Annotated in this window: 20 protein-coding genes and 1 pseudogene; 3 read left to right on the top strand and 18 right to left on the bottom strand. The window is 65.7% G+C overall.

Annotated elements, in window-relative coordinates; genetic code table 11:
• Positions 1-17: 17 nt before the first annotated feature.
• Both IPG50_01865 and IPG50_01860 read left to right on the top strand, forming a co-directional pair.
• The gene (locus IPG50_01865; GenBank protein MBK6690948.1) at positions 18-605 is read left to right on the top strand and encodes a DUF3501 family protein; all 588 of its coding nucleotides are present in this window, start codon (positions 18-20) and stop codon (positions 603-605) included.
• Positions 606-607: 2 nt separating this feature from the next.
• Entirely contained in the window at positions 608-1,015 is a 408-nt protein-coding gene (locus IPG50_01860) for an acyl-CoA thioesterase (GenBank protein ID MBK6690947.1), read from the top strand.
• A 27-nt stretch (positions 1,016-1,042) separates the two neighbouring features.
• Here the strand turns inward: IPG50_01860 and IPG50_01855 are convergent, their stop codons facing one another.
• The 18 genes and pseudogenes from IPG50_01855 to IPG50_01770 all read right to left on the bottom strand — a co-directional run bounded on the left by IPG50_01855 (position 1,043) and on the right by IPG50_01770 (position 21,138).
• Complete coding sequence (locus IPG50_01855) at positions 1,043-1,978, bottom strand: prolipoprotein diacylglyceryl transferase (GenBank protein ID MBK6690946.1); 936 nt, start codon at positions 1,976-1,978, stop codon at positions 1,043-1,045.
• Positions 1,979-2,008: 30 nt separating this feature from the next.
• Entirely contained in the window at positions 2,009-2,977 is a 969-nt protein-coding gene (locus IPG50_01850; GenBank protein MBK6690945.1) for a hypothetical protein, read from the bottom strand.
• Positions 2,978-2,979: 2 nt separating this feature from the next.
• On the bottom strand, positions 2,980-3,444 hold the full coding sequence (locus IPG50_01845) for a hypothetical protein (protein MBK6690944.1): 465 nt from the start codon (positions 3,442-3,444) through the stop codon (positions 2,980-2,982).
• Positions 3,441-4,106 (bottom strand): hypothetical protein, encoded by a 666-nt coding sequence (locus IPG50_01840; GenBank protein MBK6690943.1) that lies wholly within the window; start codon positions 4,104-4,106, stop codon positions 3,441-3,443. Before IPG50_01840 ends, IPG50_01845 begins: the two co-directional genes overlap by 4 nt.
• Before the next feature lie 56 nt (positions 4,107-4,162).
• Positions 4,163-5,365 carry a 23S rRNA (adenine(2503)-C(2))-methyltransferase RlmN gene (gene rlmN, locus IPG50_01835; GenBank protein MBK6690942.1) on the bottom strand — a complete coding sequence of 401 codons (1,203 nt, stop codon included), beginning with the start codon at positions 5,363-5,365 and terminating at the stop codon, positions 4,163-4,165.
• 146 nt (positions 5,366-5,511) lie between these two features.
• The gene (mazG, locus tag IPG50_01830; protein MBK6690941.1) at positions 5,512-6,360 is read right to left on the bottom strand and encodes a nucleoside triphosphate pyrophosphohydrolase; all 849 of its coding nucleotides are present in this window, start codon (positions 6,358-6,360) and stop codon (positions 5,512-5,514) included.
• A 124-nt stretch (positions 6,361-6,484) separates the two neighbouring features.
• Entirely contained in the window at positions 6,485-7,084 is a 600-nt protein-coding gene (locus IPG50_01825) for a polysaccharide export protein (protein MBK6690940.1), read from the bottom strand.
• 3 nt (positions 7,085-7,087) lie between these two features.
• Positions 7,088-8,497 (bottom strand): hypothetical protein, encoded by a 1,410-nt coding sequence (locus tag IPG50_01820; GenBank protein MBK6690939.1) that lies wholly within the window; start codon positions 8,495-8,497, stop codon positions 7,088-7,090.
• 79 nt (positions 8,498-8,576) lie between these two features.
• Entirely contained in the window at positions 8,577-9,242 is a 666-nt protein-coding gene (locus IPG50_01815) for a hypothetical protein (protein MBK6690938.1), read from the bottom strand.
• 259 nt (positions 9,243-9,501) lie between these two features.
• Positions 9,502-10,914, bottom strand: coding sequence for an AgmX/PglI C-terminal domain-containing protein (locus IPG50_01810; GenBank protein MBK6690937.1), 1,413 nt, complete (start codon positions 10,912-10,914; stop codon positions 9,502-9,504).
• 198 nt (positions 10,915-11,112) lie between these two features.
• Positions 11,113-11,688, bottom strand: coding sequence for a hypothetical protein (locus IPG50_01805; GenBank protein MBK6690936.1), 576 nt, complete (start codon positions 11,686-11,688; stop codon positions 11,113-11,115).
• Between the two features lie 6 nt (positions 11,689-11,694).
• Positions 11,695-11,874: pseudogene (locus IPG50_01800) on the bottom strand (hypothetical protein).
• Between the two features lie 91 nt (positions 11,875-11,965).
• The gene (locus tag IPG50_01795; protein ID MBK6690935.1) at positions 11,966-13,288 is read right to left on the bottom strand and encodes a tetratricopeptide repeat protein; all 1,323 of its coding nucleotides are present in this window, start codon (positions 13,286-13,288) and stop codon (positions 11,966-11,968) included.
• 117 nt (positions 13,289-13,405) lie between these two features.
• Positions 13,406-16,171 carry a hypothetical protein gene (locus IPG50_01790; GenBank protein ID MBK6690934.1) on the bottom strand — a complete coding sequence of 922 codons (2,766 nt, stop codon included), beginning with the start codon at positions 16,169-16,171 and terminating at the stop codon, positions 13,406-13,408.
• Positions 16,172-16,259: 88 nt separating this feature from the next.
• Positions 16,260-16,451, bottom strand: a complete 192-nt coding sequence (locus IPG50_01785) for a hypothetical protein (protein MBK6690933.1) — start codon at positions 16,449-16,451, stop codon at positions 16,260-16,262.
• Positions 16,448-17,674 carry a hypothetical protein gene (locus tag IPG50_01780; GenBank protein ID MBK6690932.1) on the bottom strand — a complete coding sequence of 409 codons (1,227 nt, stop codon included), beginning with the start codon at positions 17,672-17,674 and terminating at the stop codon, positions 16,448-16,450. Before IPG50_01780 ends, IPG50_01785 begins: the two co-directional genes overlap by 4 nt.
• A gap of 60 nt (positions 17,675-17,734) precedes the next feature.
• Entirely contained in the window at positions 17,735-20,179 is a 2,445-nt protein-coding gene (locus tag IPG50_01775) for a tetratricopeptide repeat protein (protein ID MBK6690931.1), read from the bottom strand.
• 17 nt (positions 20,180-20,196) lie between these two features.
• On the bottom strand, positions 20,197-21,138 hold the full coding sequence (locus tag IPG50_01770) for a hypothetical protein (protein MBK6690930.1): 942 nt from the start codon (positions 21,136-21,138) through the stop codon (positions 20,197-20,199).
• Between the two features lie 465 nt (positions 21,139-21,603).
• On the opposite strand from IPG50_01770, the gene IPG50_01765 reads away from it, so the two are divergent.
• On the top strand, positions 21,604-22,200 hold the full coding sequence (locus tag IPG50_01765; protein MBK6690929.1) for an RNA polymerase sigma factor: 597 nt from the start codon (positions 21,604-21,606) through the stop codon (positions 22,198-22,200).
• The last annotated feature ends 71 nt before the right edge of the window (positions 22,201-22,271 follow it).

The raw sequence follows: 22,271 nt of genomic DNA, 5'->3' as shown, positions 1-22,271 counted from the left end.
TTGAAGCGAGGTGCAGCATGAAGCTTGTCGAACGAGCGGAGATCCTCGGCATCGGAGAATACGAGCCGATTCGTCCTGCCTTTCGGGCGCGCGTGATTGAAGAGAAGAAGGCGCGAAGGTTTTCCATCGGCGCGCGCATCAGCGCCGTCTTCGAGACCCACGACTCGGTGCTGCTCCAGATTCAAGAGATGGTCCGCACCGAGCGCATCACCCGCGAAGGCGCCGTCCTCCACGAGCTCGAGACCTACAACGAGCTTGTGCCGCGCGAGGGCGAGCTGTCGGTCACGGCGCTCATCGAGATTCACGACAAGGAGGAGCGCGAGGCGTTCCTTGTGCGCGCCCGCGGCATCGAGAGCTCCTTCTATGTCGAGTGCGGCGGCGAGCGATTTGTGGGCGTTGTGGCGAAGGACCGCCTCCTCGAAGACCGGGCGTCTGCCGTCATCTACCTGAAGTTCGCGTTGTCACCGGCGGTCGCGCAACGACTCCGTGACGGCGCCGTTGGTGAGCTCGTGATCGGAGTCGAGCACGACGCGTACCGCGAAAGGGCCGCGCTAGCGGCGTCCGTCGTGCTCGCCGTAGCTGCCGATCTCAAAGAGCCGTCCTGAGAATGTTCGCGTACGAGCGCAAGGTTCATTTCGAGGATGTGGACGCGGCGGGCATCGTCTTTTTCGCGCGCTACCTCAACTACTGTCACGAAGCGATGGAGGCGTTCTTCGGGCCACTCGAGGGCGGCTACGAGCGGCTCATCACGGAGCGACACATCGGCCTCCCAGCGGTCCACGTGGAGGTCGACTACCGGGGCCCGCTGCGCTACGGCGATCAGGTCACCCTTCATGTGACAATCCCGCACGTGGGCCGCTCGTCGACGAAGCTGAAGTACGACTTTTTTCGCAAACGCGACGGCGCTCACGTCGCCACCGTCGTGCACACGTGCGCCGTCAGCGATCTCACGATTCTGAAGTCGATCACGATCCCCGACGACATGCGCGCGCTCTTGCTTCAGCACGCGCCGTAGCCCGAGGCCATCGCGCCGCTCGCGGTCCTAGGCCGGCGCTGCGCCGACGGGTGTCTCCGGCGGCGCGAGCACGCGATCGGTGAGGTCAATGCCACGCTTGTGAAGCGAGCGGGTCCAATAGAGCGTGACGAGGCCGATGGCGAAGAGCCCGATGCACGCCCATTGGCCTGGCGTCATGCCCAGGTAGCGCGGGTCCGCCGCTTCGCCTTCGGTGATGCGCAGCCGGTCCATCGCAAAGCGTACCGGCGCGTACGACAGGCAAACGGCCACGATGTACGTGCCCGTTGGCAGGCGCCGCTTCCAGGTGAGCGCCAGGAGCGCCGCCAGCACGATCGTAAACGACAGCTCCATCAAGCCGAGATCGTAGCGATGCGTATTGCCCTGGAAGAAGTCGATGGCGTTGTCCCATTGCGGCCGATCGCCAGGCCCTGGGTAGGCCACGGAAAGGAAGGCGCCGGGCGCGGACTTCGCGCCCATGTGGTCGTGCACGACGGTGCAGCCGCTGCGGCCGAAGATCCACGCCACCGGAAAGACCGAGAGGATCACGTCCATGAACGGCACCGTCGTCTCGGGCACGGCTCGGCGTCGAAGGCCGAGGAACCCGCGGCGCTTGTCGCCCTTGGGAGCCACCTCGAGGAACTTCCACATGGCGATCCCGATGGCGCCACCGGTGAAGCCGCCGAAGGAGCTAAGGCCTTCCCAGAGCCGGATGAGGGAGAGCGGATCCTTCAGGACCTGCTTCGGGTGGTAGAAGATGCTGTCCAAGACGTGGCCGCCGATGAAGCCTGCGACGAGCATCCACGTCACAAAGGAGTTGAGCTTCACGAGGTCCATCCCACGCACGCGCGCGCGCCATGTCGCGAGCCACGTGCCGAGCACTACGCCGAGGGCGACGAGGATGCCGAAGGGATGAAGGGTCAAGGGACCGATCGCGAGGTCTTTGACGTGTATGTAAGGGAGCATCGCGGTGCGCGACTATACCGCGTCAGACGCTCAGGGGGTGGTCCTCGCCACCTCAATGACGTCGTCGTCGCCGAGCCCAGTTCCGGCCGCGACCCTGACGCGGAAGCCGTCGCAGGCCCGCTCGAGGAGCACCTCCGCGGCGCGCGCCTCCGCACGAGCTCCGGCACAGCGCTCACCGGGGAAAGTGCCTTCGAAGAATCCCGTCAGCCGCTCTGTGGCGTGAGCGTTGGCGCGGCGACGTTGCGCCGGGTCGGCGGGGTCGAGGGCCAGCATGGCGTCGGCTTCCAGCCAATGGACGTAGAGGTCCGGTCCCGAGAGACGGGCACGCCGCACGCGCGCGCCGTCAAGGACCAGGCTGAGGGTGAGCGTCGCCAGGCGAGACTCACGCTCGAGGTTGGTGGGGATCACGAAGAAGAGGTCGCGCGTCGTGCTGATGGGCATCGGCCCCCAGGTCGCGCCCCCGGAGCCTGCGAGGAAGCGCTTGGCTGGCTCCGGCAGCGTCTCCCGCGTGCGGTTGTAGAGCTCGCGATCGCCAATGGCCTTGAGCCCCTCGAAGATCGTCTCGCCGACGAGTTGCCGCTGAATCTGGGCACCCGCAAGGCGCGCTTCGGTGCGCCGCGCTTCGGCGAGGAGCGTGACGCCCTCACCCTCTTCGATGCGCATGTTCCAGGCGACGAGGAGCGAATGAGCCGCGTCGGCGTGCGGGCCCCTCGGCAGGAACGTCAGGTATTCGAGCGTTCCGCCCTGCGATGTCTTGGCGGTCTCGAAGTAGCGCGCCTCTTCCTCGTCGAACAGCGCCTTGAGCTCGTCCGCGAAGGCGCCCTTGGGCCGCGCCTTCAGGTACTCCTCGGCGGCACGCAGCCGACCGCCGAGAGTCAGCGCCGTACGAACCCGTCGGTAGTCGCGGTAGTCATCAGGAGACGCCACAAAGCGCTGCGGGTTGCACGCGGCGAGCCACGCGGCAACCCCCAAGGCACCGAGGACAGCGAGGAGCTTCACGGTCAATCCCTGCCCGAAGCGCTGGCGTCGGTGACAAATGAGACGGCGCCGGCGTCCGAAGTCTCAACGCAGAAGAGGCACTCGCCGGGGGTCCGTGGCGCGCGGTCGTCGACGGCGCCGGCAAACTCGTCGCACGAGAGCGCGAGGAGCGCGCGAAGGCACACCGTGCCGTCGTGCACGAGCGGGCGGCACGTCTGAGGCAACACGACCTCGGGCTCCTTCTTTGCGTCGCACGCCCGGCGGCACCGATTCGACCCGAGCGAGCACTCGCGGCATCGTTCACACTCGAGATTCTTACGGGCGCGGCCGTAGCGCGCGCTCGAGAGCTCCTCCGGCTCCGTTCCGCAGCCGCCGATGTCGCCCACCGTCGGCGCGAGCGATAGAGCGCCGAAGAGGGCGGCGGCCACGATGGAACGCTTACCGACGGAGCGTAGGCTCGGCACGTCGGAGGACGGGGCCTCGCTCATCGCAGCACCTCGTAGGAAACGACGACACCAAGCTGCCCCGACACGATGGGGTAAGCGGGATACGCGACCTCTCGCGTGGCGGCTCCATAAAAGAGGCTCGCGTTCGCCTCCGCGAGGACGCCGAGGCCCGCGCGAAGGTAATACGAGACGCCCAGCCCCACCTCGACGCCAGCGTTCGAGTCTTGCGCAAGCACGATGGGAACACCGACTCGGGCGCACGGCTGGAAGGAGCCGACCTCACGGCAGACCAAGTAGGACGGGGCGAGGATTTGTTCGGGCACGCCCTCTAGGCCGACCGACAGGCGCAGCGCGGGACCGTGCTGCACGAGCGTGGGTGCGCCGAAGAGCACAGCAAGACCCGCGTCGACGTAGGCGGCCGTGCGGGAGACCGATTCGGCGCTGTCGCCGAGCGGCGTGGCCAATCGATAGGGGTTGTTGAAGCGAAGGCCGGTGCCGCCCTGCAGCGTCCCGAGGAGTCGAAAATAGGGCAAAAAGCCCGCGGGGGCCGCCACTGGCTCGGTGTGCACCGGAGAAGCGGCAGCAGACGTTTCGGAGCGGCCCTCGGCCTCGCCGCCGGCAAGCGCGGCCTTAGGCACAAGCGCGAGCGATGCCACCAAGCAGATCGCTTGGCCCCGTGCGAGCCTGTGCGCGTCGAGGATCATGGCTTGGAGCGTTGCGGCAGGTCCGCCGAAACGCGACGAGCATACACGCCTGGCCGTCAGTCGCGGAGGACTCGCACGCGTCGCTTCTCGCCGCTCAAGGCGAGCTGTCCGCACGCGGCGCTCACGTCATCGCCGCGCCGGCGCCTGATGAAACAAGAGTATCCAGCGTCGACGAGGACGCGTTTAAACGACAGGACGCCCGTCAAGTCCGGCGGGCCGAGCGTGCTCGCCTCGATGGGGTTCATGGGAATGAGGTTCACCTTGACGGGGATTCCCCGCAAGAGGCGCGCGAGCGCCTGCGCCTCACCAGGCGTGTCGTTCTTTCCGGCGACCAGCGTGTATTCGATCGTGATGCGCCGCCGCTTCGGGAGCGGATAGGCCCGAAGCGCGCCAAGGAGCGCGTCGAGCGGGTACTTCTTGTTGATGGGCATCAGCCGCGAGCGCGTCTCGTCGTTCGTCGCGTGAAGCGAGATGGCCAGCCCGATTTGTCCGCCGAAGTCCTCGCCGAGTCGCGCGATCTCTGGAACAAGGCCGCTCGTTGAGACGGTCACGCGGCGGCGCGACAGGCCGATGCCCTCTCGGTGCGTGATGAGCCGGAGGGCGCGCCGCGTAGCTTCGTAGTTGTGGAGGGGCTCGCCCATCCCCATGAGAACCACGTTGCTGAGCCGCTCGGTCGGATCGAGCTCGGCTTTCGCGAGCAGCACTTGGGCGACGATCTCGTCGGGGCCCATCTGCCGCTTCAGCCCGGCGACGCCGCTCGCGCAGAAGACACATCCCATCGCGCAGCCGACTTGGGTCGAGATGCACTGCGTGACGCGCACCGCGGCGTCGTCTTTTGGGGCCGACGTTGCGTCGGCATCGGCGGGGTCGTCTTCGTCTTCGTCCGCGGCGGCCGCGTCGGCGTCCCCTTCGAGCGGTGATGGAAGCGAGGAGCGTCCCCCCGTGACCCCGGGAATGAGCACGGTCTCGACGGTGGCGCCGTCAGCCATCGCTACGAGGAGCTTCCTTGTCGCGTCGGCGGCGCGGCGAACGTCGCGCACCGTGACGACGGTGGGGAGCACCAGCTCACGGACCGCGTCCCTCAGCTTTCCCGGGAGGTCCGTCATCCGGTCCGCGTCGAGCACGGCGCGCCCCTGGACCCAGCGAAAGATCTGCTGCCCGTGGAACGTTCGCCCACCGTGTGCGGTCGCGAAGCGCGCCCACTCCTCGGGCGTGCGCGCGAGCGGCGGGACTTCGGCGGTTTCCGTAAAAGCAGGCATGGCGCGTGTCTCCCGCCCGTATAGCGCGTTTTTGCGCCTGCGCCTGCGCCTGCGCCTGCGCCGCTGGCCGGTGACAGGCGGCTGCCTAGCCCCAGCAGCCGGCGCTCAGGTGGCCCCAGGCGCCCTTCGCGGCGCCGCAAAAGGCGCTACTTGCGTTCGAGCCGCTTGGCCTCTTCCCAGTAGCCATCGAGCACCGCAAGCGGGTGTTTTGGTTCGCCCGGGGCGCCCCAGCCGCCGTGGACCTCGCGAACGCGTGCTTCAACGTGTTCGAAGCGGCGACTGAACTTATCGATGGTCTTCCGCAAGGCGCCTTCCGCATCCACGTCGATGTGGCGCGCCAGATTCACGAGGGCGAAAAACACATCGCCGAGCTCCTCTTCGATGGCCTCGCGCGAACCCGACAGAATGGCCTCATCCAACTCTCGAACTTCTTCCGTGACCTTGGCTCGTGAGCCGCTTCGATCGTCCCAATCGAAGCCCACGCGAGCCACCTTCTCGCCGACGCGTTGGGCCCGCATCAACGCTGGAAGACTGCGCGGAAGGCCTGACAGGACGCCGCGCTCGCCCTTCTCGGCGACCTTTATCTTCTCCCAGTTGGAGAGGACCTCGTCGGTGTTCTTGGCCTCGACGTCGCCGAAGACATGCGGATGCCGCCGAACGAGCTTCGACACGATGGCTTCCACGACGTCGTCGATGGCAAACGTGCGCTCCGTGCGCGCCAACTCCGCTTGAAAGACGACCTGCAAGAGCAAGTCACCCAGCTCGTCCTTGAGCGCCGCGCGGTCGCCGGTGTCGATGGCGTCCATCACCTCGCAGGCTTCTTCGAGCACGTAGCGCTTGAGGCTCGCGAAGTCCTGCTCGCGGTCCCAGGGACAGCCGTCGTCGGCCAAGAGGCGTCGCATGACGCCCACCAGGCGCTCCAAGGTCGTTCCCGATTGGGCGCCGAGCTCGGCGATGGGGCGAGGGGCGTTCTCGTCGAAGCGCGGGAGCGTCATGATGCGCCGTGGGTAACCCGACGCGCAGGCGGCTGCAATCGGCCTCGCGGCGCGCGCTAGAGCGACGTCGAGTCGCTGTCGGGCAACTCAGACGCGCAACTCAGAAGGCCAGCTCAGAAGGCGCTCAGAAGGCGCGCTGCTCGACCTTGATCGTGTCGCCAGCCTGTAGCGGGATGTCCGCCTGCTGGTTCTCGATGATGCCGTCGAGACTCACGAGGACGCGCAGGCTGCGGCCGTCCTTGGTCCGTCGAATGAGGACCACGCTGTTGCTGTTGGCGAGTTGCGTGACCCCGCCCACTTGCGAGATCGCCTTGAGGAGCGTCACGCCTTCCGACCACGCAATCTGCCCGGGCTTCTGCACCTGCCCGATGACGCTCACCGACTTCGAGGCGTAGAGCTTGACGATCATCGTGACCTTCGGGTCGACGAGGATCTTCTGCTCCTTCAAGCGTGCCTTGATCGTCTCGACGACCTGTTGGGGCTCCTGCCCCGCCACGGCGACCTTGTCCAGGTACGGGAACTCGATCGAACCGTCGGAGAAAACCTGGTATTCCCGCGGCAGATCCTTCTCGCCCACGACATCGATCTGGAGGAGATCGCCAGGGCCGAGGGTCGTGTTGCGCTCGAGCGGCGGCAGCTCAGGCGGTGGCGGCCGGTTGCCGGAGCAACCAGCGGCCATCACGACGGCGAGCGTCAGCAGTCCAACGCGGAGCACTGCGAGCAAGACTCAGAGGAACCAGCGCGCGCCGAGGAACGCTTCGAACCGACGCCAGCTCAGGTCGAAGAGCCCAGCCGTACCCGGCGAAGCGGTCCCAAGCGGCAGCTGCTTGTTACTGAAATTCTCGATGTAGGTCAGGGTCGTGTTGAGCCCAAACGAACTCGTGAACCGGTACTCACCAAACAGCGTCGCGTCGGCGCGGATGTCCGTGAACTTGTCCGCGACCTGCGCGTTGGTCCCCGTCGCGAAAACCTCGGGGTACTGTATCGCGCCGACGCCGCCTTCGGCGCTCAGCAGGAAGCGGCCGCCAAACATGTAGACAAACTTCAGGTAACCACGGTCAAGGCCGTAATAGTTGCCGAGAAAGCTCGTCTGAAAGTCACGGTTGTAGCCCAACGCCACCGAAGAGACGGTGAGGCTGACGGGCTGATCGGGTGAGTCCGGAGCTGCGCTGAGGAAGTAGCGAAGTTCCGCTTGCCCGATGACGCTGTCGAACTGGCGAACCGTCAGAGCTTTTCCATCGTCGAAGAACGTGGTGCCGTAACCGGCGATGCCGAGGAAGCTGAGGCGCGGAGTCACCAGGCCCGTGAGGCCCAAGCGCGCACGTGTCGGCGATCCGTTGTTGAGGACCGTCGTCGCGCGCTGCTTCTCAGAGTAGTTGAGCCATCGGAACGAAGCGTCGTAGAGGAGCGCCGTACGCGGGCGGAAGCGCCAGCGACCCTTCGTAAAAATCTCGTGATTCGTGTTGGTGTACGGGACACCCAACGTGTCCTCGAACAACGAGGCCCGGAACTGGTACCCGAGCCGCCAATCGAGCGTGCCGCCACCGGGCTGCATGACAAGCTCGCCGCCGGCGGAGAGATCATTGCGATTGAACGAGAGGTCGGGATTACCCGCCGTCGATGGGCGAATCGTTCGCTCGTAGCCGCCAAAGACGCCGAAACCGATCGGCTTCTCCGGCAGGACGTCAAGGCGCGCCGAGACGTTCGCCGAAACGTTCCGCTGATCTTCAATCACCTTGGCGCCGAAGAAGTGGCGGTACGTACCAGCGAGTCCCATCCGGAACTTGATGGTCGGCGGCGCCACATCAACATCGCCCTCCTTGCGCTGCGCGCCCAAGGTCGAGAGCGACAACGACGGCGTGATGCGGAGAACCGCTGCCCCTTCAACAGGGGACGTCGGCGCCGAATTCGAGAACCCGGTCTTGTGCGAGCGCAAGAGGTAATTCGAATCGTAGCCAACCTCGCCGCCCAAGCCCGGGTGGAGTTCCAAGTCCCCCGTTCGGACGCCCGCCCCCTCCTGGTATTGGCGGTCCTTAAGCCACTCCTGGGCGCTTGCCCGCGAAGAGCCTAGGGCAACAACTGCAAAGGTCACCGCAACTAACGACGACCGCCTCGTGCCAAGTTCGAAGGTTTTCATTCCTGTTACGCGAAGAAGGGACTGGTACACACGTTCGCGCGTGCGACGTCGTATCACCAATAGTGAACTGCGGGATCGACTACCGGACGCACGAAGTGCACTTCGGCACTTCGGTGATCAGTGTCGGGTCAGTGGGAGGGAACTCGGTCTCCCTGGAGGGCGGGGCAAGGTTGTTGTCGCGGGTCTCAACGACCTTCGAGACACCCAGGAACGCGTCCTCCTGCCCAACGCAGGAGTTGCCTTCCGAGGCCAGCTGTTCGACGCGACGCTGAATGGTGAGAAGGATGGTGAACTCGTGCGTCGCAACCTCTTTGGATTGTGCGGCGCGCAGCGCGTTCACCGTGTCCAGGGCAGCCTGAGCTGCCGCCTTGAGAGCCGCCTGCCGGTCCTTGGCGGTTCGCTTGGCCACGTCCACCTGGTTCAGCTTGTCGTTGAGGCAGAGGCTCTTGACGACGTCCCTGCCCTCCCGGGTGACGCGCAGTTGTTTGCCGATGGATGCCGCAACGCCTTCGATCCGCTGCATCAGGAGTTCGCCGTAGGCCACCTGCTCCTGTGTCGACAGCTTCGCGGGGGTGATTACGTCCAGCTTGGCGTCCGTCGCCTTGCAAACGCCGTCGACGCAAGCGCCTGTAAAGCACTGCCGATCATCGGTGCATTTCGTCTGCTGCTGCGCGATGGCCGGCGTCGCCGCCAACCCGAGCGCCGCAAACGCCACTACCCACTTTAGCTTGGTGCCGAGCGCCATCTAACCCTCCGAGCCCTACCCCACTGAGCGGCAGGACTTACCCACGCGTTCACTCCTAGAGCACACGCAATCTATCGACTGAGGTGCTGCGGTGTCAACGTCTGTTCGGTGTGATTGTAGATATTGGAAACTATTGTCGGATTTCCGATCAACAAGGTTCGCCAGAGGATAGGTGCAGCAAGGGCCCCGCCGGTTCAACCGACGAGGCCCTTTTTGCTACCGAGCGTCACGTGTGCCGTGAACTTCCGTGCAGGACTCGCTACTTCCCCTGCTGCACGAACTTAACCGGAATGTTGATGGTCGACCCGCTGCCGCCGGGTGCCTCGAATTGGGCGCCCTTCACCGCGCGCTGGATGCACGTCACGACCTCGGCCGAGAGGCCCGAGTTGCCCTGCGCATCGGCGGCCGTGACTTCTCCGTTTGAGGAGACCTTGGTCACGATCGTGACGGCGCCAGACATCGACGGGTCGCTCTGAAGACCCTTGTCGTAACAGCGCTTGAACTTCGTGCGCAGCCCCGCGACGGTGCGCTCGGCGTTTGCCACGGGAACGCTCATTTCAGCGCGCCCGATGTTCGCGACGCCGGTGGGGCCTTTGACGGCGCCTTCCGCGCCGGCCGTGCCACCAGTGCCGCCACCACCCGTGACGCCGATGCCTTGCAGCCCGTTGCCGGCTTTGCCCGGCGTGACCATCCCGCCGCCCGCGCTACCGAGCTTCAGGTCGCCGCCCGTATTGCTGACGCCGGCGCCGGAGCGCGCGGCTTCGCTCAAGTCGGCCGGCGGAATGTCGCTGCGGTTGAGAGCGCCTTGCACTGCCGATGCGCCGCCGAAGGCTGCGAGCATTTGCATCTCCATCGCCTCGGCTTTTTGGGAGAGCGCCGCCGCGGTCTTCTCGCTCACCTTCCCTGCGCCCTTGTCACCGGGGCCCGCGGGCTTTCCGCCGGCCTTCGGCGCTTCCGCCGCCGGCGCTTTCTCCGTGGGTGCCGTTGACGTTGGTGTGTCGGGCGGCGTCTCCACCGGTGGCGTCGGAACGTTGCGCATTTGATCGATCAGCCCCGCGAGGGACACGTCGTCGCTGACCACCGGGTCAAGCCAGTCGGAGTACATCGCGCCGATGAACCCGAAGTGGAGCAAGAACGAGAACGCCGCGATGATGGTGAGGTTCCAGTCGATCTGGCTTGCGAGCCCGCCCTTGACGGCGAGCGGCAACTGCGGGCGCGGTTGCGGCGGGGGCGGCGCGACGAACTGAAACAAGAACGTCGTGTCGCCGACGACAACTTTGCCGCGGGCCTCTTCGGTGAGCTTCACCTGGTAGGCGTTGCCGGCGCGTTTCGCTTGCCCCTTCAGGCCCGCGAGATCGCTGATGCCGGTCTGCAGCGCGACGCGGCCCATCATGCCGTCCAAGAAGTTCAAGTAGTAGTCGTTGCCGACGAGCTCGAAGAGCTTGAATTGCGGTCCCACGGTCTGCGCCGTGATGACGAACATCGCCTTTTCGCTCGCGCCGATGGTGACGCTCGTGCGCTGCTTGATGATGCGCTCTTCGACGACTCGTCCGCCTTGGACGAGGCCGATGCGAAGCACCTTGGGGCCGGTCTGTTGCATGACCGCCCGCATGACGGCGGTCATTTGCCCGGGGCGTCCCGGCTGTCCTCCCGGCTGCGGTCCGACGTTCATCTCGAAGACCTTTCGCGCGCTCGCGCAGTGCAATCAACAACGTCGCGGCTCGAAGGAGCCAGTGGCCTTGCGGCTGATAAGAGTACGAGAGGTAGACTCCTCGACTCGCGCGATGTTCCCATGAACTCGCGCCGCTCGGAAAGTAAACGAGATTTCATCTGCAGAGAAGAGCCTTCGGCGGCGCCTGCTGTAGGGAAACTACCCCGGGAGGGCGAGCAGCACTTCCAAGCGCCGAGTGAGTTGATCAAACGCCGACCGGCGTGCGCGGCCGAGCCTCCGCGCTTCGTACACAACGGCGATGCACGCGATCGTGCCGACCGCGCCCACCCCCACGACCGCCAGCGCCTGACCGATGGCGGCCTCGACGGCGCCGTTGAAGGCCTCGTCGCCTAGCGCCGGTGCGCTGCCGAGGGCCGCGCGCATCGCCCATGTCGCGAAAAGGAGCCCCGTGCTGCTCGCAATGCTCGCACATACTCGTGGCACACGCGCCCAGCGCTCGAAGCGGTAGTCGAGCTCAAGGAGGTGCTCGGAAAGCATGCCCGGATCGGCGTTCGAACGGATGGCCACCAGCAAGTCCGATTCGTCGGCGACGTGCCCTTCCTTGACCATCGCATCGACGAGGGGCCCCACCAGACGCTGACCCGCGTCACCGCGCAACGCGTTGAGCAGCAGATCAGGGTCGAACGCCGACGCGTCGAGAAGGAAGACGAGGCGGCGCGCCGCCGCGGCCACGCACGCAACGCTAACGAGCGCCGCTACGCCGAAGGCCCACACGATCGATCAGAAGGGATCTTTGAGCGTCGCCTGCTCGATGCGATCCAAGAACGGCTGCCTCAGCTCCGCCAAGGTCAGCTTCGCCTGAATCTTCGACACGTCGACGGAGGCGATCGGCTTCTGCACGCGTCCGACAATCGTGACCTCGCCGATGGTGATGACGCGGCCGGCTTGCTGCGCCGAGGCGGTGCCTTCGGCAAGCGTGCTCGCGAAGAGGCCGACGAGCGCCGCCGTTGCGAAAGAAAATGTCTTCATCGTCATGGCTCCTTCGGTCAGCTTACTTCTTCGGGGCCCCAGCGTCGGCGGCGGCGGCAGGTTTTGCTTCTGGAGGCGGACTTGAGCCGGCAGGGGCTGGCTTCGCACCGGCAGGCGGGGCTGCGGCCGCCGAGGACCCAAGCTTCAGCTCGGCCTGCTTCTGCTTGGCGCGGTTGAGAAGTTCGTCGACGTCTTCTGCACCGCCCGGCGCCCGGCCCTTCATGGTCTTGTAGGTCTCGAACTCACGAATGGCGGAGGTCACCTGCTGGTCCGACGTCATGCCGGGCATGTTGGGCGCGAAGAGGTACATGAGGCCCATGTTGTAGTGCGCCGCCGCCAAGCTCGAATCCAGCGACAACGCTGTGTCGAACTCCTTCTTCGCGTCGTCGGTACGCGTCGACAGGCGGTACGCGTCACCGAGGTTGAGATGCGCGATGGCGCTCTTGGGGGCGTAGCGTGCCGCCGTCTCGAGCATCGGCAGCGCTTCGGTGACGTTGCCAGCTTCGAGCTTCATCGCACCGGCTTGGATCTGCGCCTCGACAAGGTCCGGTCGCTTGGCCTTGGCCGCTTCGAAGTCGCGCATCGCCGCGAGCCGTTGACCTTGCTCGCGACCGATGATCCCCCGCAAGAGGTGCGCCTCCGCGTTGCCCTTGTCGCGCGGCGGGCTGGAATCGCCGAAGCCATCGAGGATCGCCTGGAGCGCATATTTGGCCAGATCGATGCGGCCCGCACGGTAGTGATCGCGCGCGATGACGACCATCGCCTCTTTGTAGTCGGGGTTGATGCGCAACGCTTCTTGCGCGAGCTGCTGGGCCGTCGCGCTGTCCTTGGCGAGCGACTTCACCTCGGCCAGGCAGGTGAGAACGCGCGGGTTATCCTTCTGCTTGTTGTTGCGGTCCGTCAGGAAGGTGTCGGCTTCGCCGCCGTGGCCCGATCGCGCCAACGACAGTGCGAACGCGCTCGCGGAGGGCTCGTGATCGGGCTTCGCGGAAAACGCCGCGCGGTAGGCCTGTTGGGCCCCCGCCGTCTCCCCTAGCCGCTCGAGGACCACACCCAGCGAGTGTTGCGGCGCGGGGTTCGTCGGGGCCTTCTGCGCCGCCTCGGTGAAGGATGCCTTTGCTGTAGCAAGGTCACCCGACAGCCACGCCTTCCAGCCGCGGTCGTAGGCTTCGCGGGCGGCGCCCGTGAGGCCGGTCCCCCCGCCGCCGGCGGTCTCTCCTACCACGGCCGACTGGCCGCTCGAGTCCGCCGGTCGAACCACCGCGGCACCGCCGGCGTCGGTCGTGGGGTACTTCACCTCTTGCGGATCGCCACCGCAACCGGCGAAGGCACCGGCGGCAGACATGGAGGAGGCAATCAGCAGGAGGCTTGTGCGTAGCGCGTGGCGCATCGGTTCCTCGTCGTTCTCAAGCGAGCGCCGCGCGGGCGCGATGGGTGGACATCCGAATGAAGGTGCGATGCGTCAAGGCGCGATGGGCAGCGGGTCGGCTGCCCCCGAGGGTGCCGCCACCTGGGGAAGCCCCGGGCGCGATTGGAGGTACTGACCAGGACGGTAGTCGAGCTTCTTGGACTTTGAAGGGTCGTTGGGGTCGATGGTCTTGGTGACGTACTCGCCAAGCTTCGCGTCCCCGATGAGGTCCGTGAAGTAAGCCAGGCGTCCGATGGCGTGGGTCACGGCCGCGTTCTTGACGTTGTACTGGCGCGCAAGCGCGACGGCCGTCGCATACCGACGAACCATGATCTCGTCCGACGCCGCCAATTCGTTGTCGCGCTTCTTTCGCCAACCCTCACGGATGGTCTCGCGCAGTTGGTCGGCCTTGTCGGCGAGGTCGTCGCGACCGCTGTTCTCCATCTGCTTCAAGATCCGCTCCTGCTCCGGCGAGAACAGCTTCACGGCCGGGGGAACGGAGTTGAAGAGTCCGGTGCGGAGCGAGTCGAAGAGGGCCCCCTGCCGCGCGATGGCGGCCGGCACCCACTCGACGCTCGGATACGTGGAGACGACGTGTTGAAGCTCCTTGTCGTACTTCTCCGCGTCTTTGGCGTTCGTCTGGTACCGACCGGGCTTCTGCACCTGGCCGGTCTTCGGGTCGAACTTGCCGATGACGTCTTCCGTGGACCCGACGTACTTGTGGCGGTCGGTCTCGTATTTGGCGCGGATTTCTTCGTCTGCCAACACGAACTCCGCTTCCGCGGGGTAGTCCGCGAAGGGCGGCGTGAGCGCCTCGTTCTTGCCGTCTTTCGTCGTGGTGCCGCGCGACTTGAACGTCTCCCAAGCCGCGATCGTGTTCTTGTACCAAGTGCGGTAGCCGGCGTCGCCCGCCGAGCGCTGCATCTTGGCGTTCTGGTAGGCGGCCTGCAGCACGTACTTCGACGCTGACGCGTTCGCCTTGTTGAGGTTGAAGAAGCCCGCCAGCGACTGTTGGGCCGCGAGTCGCGATTGCCGGTTCTGCCCAGCGTCACCGCCGGCGGGGTTCCACTGCGCGTAGTCGTAGTTGGCGACGAGGAAGTCGGCGTTCGATTTCTCCTCCGCCGTTGGGCGAAGCTTTAGGAAGATGTTGTATTGTCCACGCATCTTCTCGCGCTGCGCCATGTTGGCGTAGAGGATCATGGCGTTCTTCGCGGCCGTCTTGCGACGGGCGTCGTCGAAGCGCTCGTTCCCGGCGACCTTGTCGTAGGTCTCCGCGGCCCTCTGGTAGTTGAAGAAGCCGTAGTACGTGGTTCCGAGTTCGTCGTAGGCCGTCGCGAGGAAACCCAGACGCTCTTGGTAGCGCTTCGGGTCGGGAGCGGTCTTCGCCTTTGCATCGCCCTTCTGGAGCGTCTGAAGACGCGTCTCGCTGCCGTACTCAGCGATGAACTTGTTGTAGAGCTCGATGGCCTTGTTGAACTCGCCCACCTGCTTGTACGCGTAGGCCGCGTTCATGGCCGCCTCCGGCGCCTCGTCACGGGCCGGTGCCGCCGAGAGCGCCGCTTCGTACATGCCCGCCGCTTCGCGCCAGAGCTTGTCGCGCTCGGGTCCCGGCTTCGCGTCCTTGGCCTGCTTGAACTTCTCGCGGGCCTTGATGTACGCGGCTTCCTGCAAGGTCGGGTTGATGATGAGCCCGCCCGAGGCCTTCTGCTCCTCGTTGACGGCGCAGCTCTTCTCCTTCTCGGCCTCGGCGAGCTGACGCGAGCGTTCGCTGTCTCGCATCATGTTGCTCATGCTGATGAGCTTTTCCCAGGCCTTGTACCCGTACTCGTTCTTGCCGCAGTTCTCCTTGTACATGGGCTCGAAGCGGGCGCGCGCCTCGTCGAATTGCCCGTACACGAAGTACATGTCAGCCGAATAGAACTGGTATTCGATGCCGCGCTTCTGCGCGTCGAGTTGCTGAGGAACGCGGCTGACGTATTCGTCGCGCGCCTGCATGCTCGTCAAGACCACGGGAGGAACGGCGTCCTTGACGACCTTGCGATCGGGGCCTTCCGCGTCAAAGCGGACCTGGTCGCGCTTGGCGACACCGGATGTCCCCTTGGAATCTTCGAAGCGCTTGTATTCGAGGTCGCGGAGGATGTCCGCCTCTTCGACCACGAAGAAGGCGGCGTTGTCGAGGTACTTGTCGTCCTCGTTGGAGTCACGGACGTCGATGGCGGCAGCCTTGGCGTCCTCGACCTCCTTGACGGTCGGTTCGGGGAAGCCCTTGCCCACCTTGTTCAGGAGAACGGTGATGCGGACCTGCTTGTGGCGAGAGTCGGCGAGCCAATAGCGACTCTCGTACGCGTCGGGCGCGTTCTCGTCCTGCTTCAGGTACCCCTGCCAGCCGAGCGCCGCGAGCTTGTACTCTGCACCAGCACGATTCAAGAGCTCGATCTGCTGCTTCGGATCGCCGGTCTCGTTGGCGGCCACGAGGGCTTGGCGGCCGTTGTTGGTGTGCTGTGCCGCAGCCTGACGGAGTCCGCCGCGGACGAGGCGCTCAGCATTCTGGATCGCCGCAGGGTTCTCCTTGTTGGCGTCGACCCACGGCGTGTTGCCGATGTAGTTGGCGAGCTTGGTGCGCGCTTCGAGCGCCTTGCCGGAGATGGCGTCGTGCTCGGGCGTTCCCGGCCGCTTGGTGATGGCCATCTGGTCGTAGGTCTCGGCGATGGCGTTGTGAACGGCCGGCGCCGTCGGGTCCATGGGCCACTTGGAGAGGATCAGCTCGTAGGTCTCAACGGCGTTCTTGAACTGGTTGAGGCTTCGGAACTCCTGCGCCAACGATTTGTAGATCTCGATGGTCCAGGCCTTATCCTGCGGGATGAGGGCCGGGTCCTTGACGCGATCGAGCGCGACACGAAGCTTTTGCTCAGCGACTTCCGGCCGGGGCTCGGTGTCGATGATGTCGGGCCGCTGGATGTACGGGTCCTCCGGGTCGGGGCCCTTTGAAGTCGATGACCGTCAACGAGCCTGCGATGTATGTGTAGGCCTCGTTGCGGAAGTCGGCGCCGGGATCGCCCGTCAGCTTTTGCTGCTCGTCGGTGTAGAGCAAGAGCCTCACGAACTCAGCGGTCGCGGCCGAGTAGCGCTGCTGCTTGAAGAGCGTCCATGCGTACTTGTAGAGCGAGACCCGTAGAGCGGTGGCTTGCGGAACTGGAGCGCGTGTTGGTACGCGCTCGCGGCGCGGTTGAACGCGAAGACGGCGTTCGGCTCGTCGCGAACCACGCCGGCACGCAGGTCGAGCTGGTCGAACTCCCAGTTGCCGATCTGCCACCAGACCTCCGCGACGTACTTCGGCTCCTCGCCGGGGCGAAGCGCGGACTGGGCCACGTGTTCGCAGTCGTTCGCGTAGACCTCGGTGTACTTGGTGTCGGGCCCGCCCTTCTTGAGGGCCTTCGGGTCGGGAAAACGCGAGCGCCACGCGGTCCAATAGGCTTCGGTGTTGTCTTGAGGCATCGGGACGACGGTGTCCGCGTCCGGCTTCTTCGGGTCCGGCGGCGTCGGGTACGCGTACTTGTTGTGGCAGACGAGCGAGCGCCAGACCTGCTGGGCCTCGTCGGTGCGCCCCGAGTCGTTGTAAGCGTGGCCGAGGAAGTAGAAGACGCCCGCGAGCTCGCGATACTTGGGAAACTCGTTGATGATCCGCTTGTAGAGGCCAAGGGCAGGCCGGAGGCCAATGGAGAGATCGAGCGACGAGTCCTCCGAGCGAGCCTTCTCCTCATAGAGAGCCGCGAGGCGGTACATGGCATCCGGGGTGGCTTCCGGATGCGCCGCGTCGCCCTTGTATTTCTCGATGAACTCTTCGAGGCGCTTGATGGCGTTGTCGCGCGCCTTTCGGAGCTCGCCCTTCTCGACGACGATCTCCTTGTCGAGCCCCGAGAGGACCTCGCGCTTCTTGGTCTCGTAATGGAGCTTGATGATCGACGTGATCGCGTCGCGGTAGCCCTTCGCGCCCTTTTCGAAGGCGTCGGCCTCGAGCTTCATCGAGTCGAGCGCCTGTCGCTGCTGCGCCGAGGGGGGCGGCGGCGGCGGCAACGACTTGCGCGCCACCGGTCCCGTCGCGGTGGACGCGGGCGTCGCCTGCGTCGTGGCACCTGCGTCTCCGCTCGCCGTGGAAGACGTCGCTGACGTGGGCGCCGCGGCACTCCCCGCGTCGGCGGCTGCTTTTGGAGCCGAAGTCGTCGCGGGCGCCGTCGGCTGTTGCGCCGACGAGGACACGCTGAGGGCGAGCACGAGCGCCGTCGTGCTGCCTGAGATCGTGAGCCACTTGGAAGAGAAGGTCATCTCGATGTCCCTTGAGAGAGATGAAAACAGTGTCGCGAAAGGCGCCGCCGCAGCGGCCGCCTACTTCGGCGCGTCGCCCGAATCGTCGAGGACTTCGCGCAGCTCCTCATCGAGGATCTGCTCTTGGCGAGCTCGTTCCGTTTGAAGCGTACGAACGCGCTCGAGCTCCTCTTCACGAACCTCCCAGGCCTGTTCCGTAATGCCGACGTCAGAGCGCAGCACGATGCTGCGTACCTTGTCCCGGACCAGGAGGAAGTTGCGCTGAGCAACCCTGCCGACGAGGTCTTTGGCCTCCCCGTCGAGCTTGAGGAGGTCACCCTGGTAGCCGCCGAGCTTGACGCGTTCGGCGTCAACCTTGCCCTTCAGCTCAGCGACGCGCCCTTCGACTTGCTTCTCCAGGTCGATGAACGCTTGGGTGAGTCGGTCCTCAACGGCGCGCGCCTGGACGAGGATCGGCCAAACGCGCGACGCATATCGTTGCGCCTCGGCCCCCGCCTGCCCTTGCTGCGCGAGCTGCACCTCGCGGTCGAAGGAGTCGCGGAACGACGCGCGCGCCGTGCCGTCGCTCTGGTACCGCGCGTCGCCGAGGCCGACCTGAGCGCGACCGATTTCGATCTGTCTGCGAAGGTCTGCCGCTTGCTCGCGAAAGACCTTGAGCTGCTTCTCGTTCGCCTCGATCTCGGCCTGGAATCGCTGCACCGACTGCGCATCACGCGTCACGCCGCGCTGGGCGTCTTCGCGCAGAATTCGCCGGAGGCCGTTGGCGACGGCCTGAAGCCGGTCCATCTCGAGGAGCCGCCTTGAGAGCTCTTGCGAGACGGTGTTCCACTGCTTCATGCCAGCGGCGTCACGTTGCTCGAACTCAGCAGAGAGGACCGGCATTTGTCCGACGCTCGCCATGAACTGGCGTCGCTGAGCGCGCACCGATTCAATCTCGCCAGACATCTGCGCCGGCTCAACGCCGTCGAGCGCCTTCGCAAGCTCAAGGCGAGCTTTCGCAATCCGGTTGAGGAGGCCGACGGCCTGCTGTTCGCCGGCCTTCAACTCGGGAAAGGCGCGAATGCGACTCGGCGAGTTGATGACCGTGATGAGCTTTTCGACGAGCTCCGACGAGCGGATGAGCTGCTTGCACTCGTTGATGTCGTCGATGATCCGGAAGGCCGCAGGCCCGTCTTCCATCTCGCGCGCCCACTTGAGCGTGATCGGCGGAAGCTGTTCGCTCTGGTCGAGCGCGTCGAGCTGCTGCTTGGAGATCTTCTCGTAGAAAACCGCGGGGTCGGTCGTCGTGGCTAGAAAGGTGTCGAGCTTCGCGCGCGTCGGCTCGAATTCGTCGCGAACCTTGAGGTAGAGCTCCAGCGCCTTGTCGAACGCGCCCGCTCGGAGGAGGAGGTCGGCGCGAAGGAGCGTGCCGTCACCAACGAAAGAGGACTCGGGATCGCTGATGGCGAGGACCTCGAGGGCGCGTTCGGCTCGCTGGACGTCGCCCATGCGGACGAAGACCCAGGCGAGCTCGTAGAGCATGGTCCCGAACTCGGGCGATTCGCGCGCCACGCGTTGGTAGGCGTCAGCCGCTTGCTGGTACTGCTCCATCTCGTAGAAGAGGCGCCCGATGGCCATCCAGGAGAGATCGATGACGTGGCGGTGCTCCGCCGTGTCGGGTGCGAGGTCGGTGACCGCGCGGAACGCCTCGACGGCGCTCCGGTAGTTCGGGGGAACGCGCGCGCCCGTCGCTGCCGGATCGGGCTTCGACTCGCGCATGCGCAGCAGGCCCTGAAAGTAGCGAGCCTGGTGACCGTAGAGCGTTCCGACGCCAACCTGCGAGAGCGCCTGGTTGGCGTTCGCGTAGTCCTTCTTGAAGTAGTACGCCTTGCCCTTGGCGTAGGTGAGCGCGGCGTCGACCTGCGAAGGCGGCACCTGGTTCAGCTTTTGAAAAATGTCGTCGAGGCTCGCGAAGTCCTGGAGACGAATCGCGACGTCGATGAGTCGCGCGACGGCTCGCCCCGCAAACGGCGAGTAGCTGCCGTCATTCTGCCGCTCGACGATGGTGCGATAGTCCCGACGCGCCGAGAGGTATTCGCCCGCGGCGTAGTAGGTTTCGCCGCGAAGGAACATGGCGTCGGGCGCCGAACGGGTGTCGGGGAACCCTTCGATGATCTCGCTGAAGACGAGCTGCGCGCGATCGAGGTCGCCGCGCCGGCGGCCGGGGTCGCTCGTCGCGATGGCCGTGCGGTAGAGGATCTCGCCGTTGGCGAGGCGCTGCTCGACGGTGACCAGCTGAGCTTGCGTGCTGCGGACCGTGGCCTGCACGGAGCCTGACTCACGGTCCGCCGCCATGACCTCAGACTGCGCGGTTGACGCGCTCTCTTCGGGCCCGGCCCACGCGGGACTGGATTGAACGACGGCCAAGAGACCCACACCCCACGCGCCGAGGCGGGCGAAGGCGTGGCGAGCCGACGTGCGGTCTTGCCCGTCGGTTCCCTTTGCGCGCCGCCTTCTCGCTTTCACGAGACGCGATCGCGTTGTCACTTCGTCCCCCCTCCGATCGAGAATCCGCCCGACGCGCCGCCGGCGCCGGCATTGACGCTACCCGATGCGCCGCCGCCTGATGCCGGCGTGGCAGCGGCCGTTGGTCCGGCCCCGAGCGCTTGCACCTTCTCTTCCCATTGGAGGGCGGGCCGTTCGTTGAGCGGCGTCGTAACGCCACCCTTCTCGAGCGCCGTTACGATGATGTGCATCGTCTTGCCTTCGACGGCCGTAAAGGAGTGGTTACCAGGCACGTCCCAGCGGTAGCTCTTCAGGTAGGTGAAGACGCCGTAGCCGTTTCCTTGAAACGTGAGCTTTACACCGATCGTGTGATCGCCGGCGGGCACCGAGCCGGTGAAGACGGGAATCTCTTTTTGTTCGGCGAGAGCGCCGGTGTCGTCTTGCCGGTTGTATTGCATCGCGCCGTCGAGCGTCAGCGACGCACGAACGAGCTTGAACGCGCTCGACATCTCGTTCTTGAAGACGATCTCTGCGCGGGAGCCGGCGATGCCGCCCGTCATGATCGTGTCGGACAAGAGCGCGAGCCGCGTGTGGCTGCGACGGATCTGATCCTTGAGCTCGTCGACACGCGACTCGAGATCTCTGAGGCGCACCGCGTACGTCGAGCCGTCCATTGACGGTGCGGCCAGCGGCGTGGCAGGCGCGGCGGCCGCTGTCGCCGTTGCGCCGGCGTCGCCGGTCGGCGTCGCCGCGGTCGCGGCAACGGGCGCACCCGCGTCTGCCGCTTTGGCGGTCGGCTTCGTGTCTTTCGCCGCGGGCTTTGCCGCAGGCTTTGGTGTCGCTGCGGGCTTCGCGGCCGCCGGTGCAGCAGCGGGCTTGTCACCGGCTCCCTTCGTCTGCGCGATGGAGTTTGCGGCGACTCCGGTCACCAAGACGGCCGAGAGCACAAAGGCGAAAGATGTCACCACGCCACGTCGCATCGAAGTCCCCTTGCAGAAAGCAAGTACGCCAGCGGCTCGTACGCTCGGTTGTCGCCAGGTGGCGAGCTGGGCGGAAGTGTAGTGGTCAAGGCGGCGGACTTGCAACGGGGATTGGTGGCCCCCCCCCCAGTCAGTCTCTGTCGCCGTCAGTCGGCCCGGCGGTCGCTTTCGGTTCCCGGCGGGAGCGCAAAAGCGGATAGAGTGAACCGCCGCTGCCTGGGGTGTTCGAGGGCCACGAAAGGCGGGGCAAGTGGGTCCTATGGCAATGCACTCGGGCGTCAGCGCACCGGCCGCGCAGCTAGCGTGGCGCCTCGGCGGGCAAAACCTGCAGGGACACGCGTGCGGGGGCAGATCTTTGGTCTCCCTCGAACGTCAGTCATGGGGTGAGCGTAAGGCCTCGTTATTCCAGTCACCTGCGCGACGCCGTGCCGCCTCGTGTGCCGGCCACCGCGTGTGGGACACTCGATGACCGAGGTGTCCGACGAGGCGCTCATGGAGCGCTACCAGAGGGGGGACCAGAGCGCCTTTGGGCAGCTCGTGCGGAAACACCAGGGGCCCCTCTTCCATTTTGCTCTGCGGCAGCTGCGTTCCGAACCGGCCGCGGAAGAAGTCGTACAGGACGCGTTTGTGCGGGTCGTCCAGAGCGCCGCGGACTTCAAACACGAGGCGAGATTTTCGACCTGGCTCTACACGATCGCGCGGAACCTGTGCATCGACCAGATTCGCAAGCGGGCGCATCGGCGACACCCCTCGCTCGACGAACGGGGCGAAGACGACGACGGCCCCACGCTCGGGGAGCGCACTCCCGATACGAAGGCGAGCGTCGAGCGCGAGGCGACCGGCAACGAGCTCAAGGTCCGCATCGCGGCGGCCGTCGACCGACTTCCCGAAGACCAGAAGGAAGTCTTTCTCTTGCGCGAGGTTGCCAACCTGCCCTTCAAGGAGATTGCCGATCTCGTTGGGGTGCCCGAAAACACGATCAAGAGTCGCATGCGGTACGCGCTCGAACGGCTCAAGGATGCCCTCGCTGAATACGAGGAGTATGCGCGGGCGCTCCGTTGACTTCTAACGAATGACACCAAACGTTTTCTTGGCTCTTGCCGTTGCCCTGACCCTCTGGTCGCTACCTCCAG

The sequence above is a fragment of the Myxococcales bacterium genome (assembly GCA_016703425.1).
GTDB lineage: Bacteria > Myxococcota_A > Polyangia > Polyangiales > Polyangiaceae > JADJCA01.
Note: the sequence above shows the minus strand (reverse complement) of the source record. Positions and strands in the feature narration are given on the sequence as shown.